This window comes from Marinimicrobium sp. UBA4509, from assembly GCF_002388575.1.
Classification (GTDB): Bacteria; Pseudomonadota; Gammaproteobacteria; order Pseudomonadales; family Cellvibrionaceae; genus Marinimicrobium; species Marinimicrobium koreense.
The window spans coordinates 800-2,711 of sequence record NZ_DGMV01000087.1; the positions used below are offsets into that span (position 1 = coordinate 800).

Sequence of the window (1,912 nt, forward strand, 5' to 3'; positions counted from 1 at the left end):
ATCTGCGACGGCGACATGTCCCAGGGCTCGATGCGCTTTGACGTCAACATCTCCGTGCGACTCAAAGGCGAGGAAGAACTCGGCACCCGCACCGAAACCAAAAACCTCAACTCCTTCCGCTTTATGGAAGAAGCCATTGCTCTGGAAGTCGAACGGCAGATCGACGTACTCGAAGATGGTGGGAAAATCGTACAGGAAACCCGCCTGTACAACGGCGATACCAAAACCGCCCGCTCCATGCGCACCAAGGAAGACTCCAACGATTACCGGTACTTCCCCTGCCCGGACCTGCTACCGGTGATCATCGACGATGAGTTCATCGAAGCCGTGCGCAAAGACATGCCCGAACTGCCGGAAGCGCGGCGTGACCGCTTCATCAAGGAATACGATCTGCCCGAATACGACGCGGGCCAACTGGCCGGCGACCGTGCCACGGCGGACTACTTTGAAGCCACGGTCAAAGCCTGCGGCGAAGCCAAACTGGCGGGCAACTGGATCATGGCAGACCTGTCCGCCTACCTGAACAAAGAGGAAATCGGCATCGCGCAATCACCGGTCACTCCGGTGCAACTGGGCGGCCTGATCGAGCGCATCAAAGACGGCACCATTTCAAGCAAAATCGCCAAGAAAGTGTTTGAGGCCATGACCCAGGGTGAAGGCGATGCCGACACCATCATTGAAAAACAGGGCCTGAAACAGGTATCCGATACCGGCGCGCTGGAAAAAATGGTGGACGAAGTGATCGCCAACAACCAGGCACAGGTGGACAATTACCGCAACGCCGACCCGGCCAAGCGCCCGAAAATGCTCGGCTTCTTTGTCGGCCAGATCATGAAGGCCAGCAAAGGTCAGGCGAACCCCCAAGCGGTCAACGAAATTCTGATCAAGAAGCTGGAAGGTTAAATCCCTTCAGCCACGTGGAGATAAAAGCAGTCATGAGCGAATTGAAGAAAGACAAAAAGAAAGTTCTGGGCGAAGTGTTTGATGATGAGCGTATCAAAAGCTTCTTCCAGTATCCGGCCCCCGAAGGGATGGACCCGGACTTTCACTTGCTGGAGAAAGCCTACCGCGGCATGCGTGAAGAAAACTTTGCCACCTTTGTGCATTTTTTTGTCGAGCGCGGCCACAACCTGAACGCCCCCGGCCCCGACGGCAAGACCTTTCTGCAGACCATCAAAGACCACCGCCTGGCGGACGAGTACATCGCCGCCCTGAAACAGGCCGGCGCCGAGTAACCGGCCTTGCCCTTCCTCCGTTTCACGCCCAGCCTCTGGCTCACACTGGGGTTGAGCGTGATGATGGTATTGCTCGGCGCACTGCAGAGCGTGACCGAGCCCCTACTCGAACTCAACCGCAACGCCGTCAGCCAGGGCGAACTCTGGCGGCTGCTCACCGGCCACTGGATTCACTACGGCCCCTACCACCTGGCGATGAACCTGGGTGCCTTCATGCTATGCGGCTGGATTCTGTTTCAGGATATTTCGCTGCGCCACTATGGCCCTTTGTTGTTGACCTGTTTACTGGGCGTGGGCATCGGGATTCAGTGGTTCAACACCGACCTGGATTATTACGCGGGGCTGTCCGGTGCATTGCATGGACTGCTGGTAGCGGGAGTGATCATCACCTTCAAGCAGACACCCTGGATGAGCGGTCTGGCCTTGGCGGTGGTGGCTTATAAAATTGTGCAGGAACAGTGGCCCGGGTATGACACGTCACACGAGCTTTTGCCCGTCCCGGTAGCGGTGGATGCGCATTTATATGGAGCGGTGATTGGGCTGGCTTGGGGGGTTGGGGTTTTCTTGTGGCGAACTTGGCGAAGCCGTCACGTTTAGTTACGGCGGATGCGCCTTCGGCTTATCCGCCCTACGGCCGAGCGCAGCGGTATAAACTCGCGTAGGGCGGATAAGCGAAG

The 1,912-nt window shown here is 57.3% G+C and carries 3 protein-coding genes; all 3 read left to right on the forward strand.

Going from position 1 to position 1,912, the window contains the following annotated elements; translation table 11 throughout:
• Positions 1-903 (forward strand): Asp-tRNA(Asn)/Glu-tRNA(Gln) amidotransferase subunit GatB (gatB, locus tag B3520_RS16370; protein ID WP_286876446.1); only part of this gene is annotated, 903 nt, incomplete at its 5' end.
• Positions 904-935: 32 nt separating this feature from the next.
• Positions 936-1,235 (forward strand): PA4642 family protein, encoded by a 300-nt coding sequence (locus B3520_RS16375; protein ID WP_286805456.1) that lies wholly within the window; start codon positions 936-938, stop codon positions 1,233-1,235.
• 6 nt (positions 1,236-1,241) lie between these two features.
• Positions 1,242-1,832 (forward strand): rhombosortase, encoded by a 591-nt coding sequence (gene rrtA / locus B3520_RS16380; protein WP_286876447.1) that lies wholly within the window; start codon positions 1,242-1,244, stop codon positions 1,830-1,832.
• Positions 1,833-1,912 lie beyond the last annotated feature (80 nt).

Bases quoted from the DNA above. Each gene is read 5' to 3' on its own strand.
- B3520_RS16375 (WP_286805456.1), top strand. From the start codon at position 936: ATGAGCGAATTGAAGAAAGACAAAAAGAAAGTTCTGGGCGAAGTGTTT.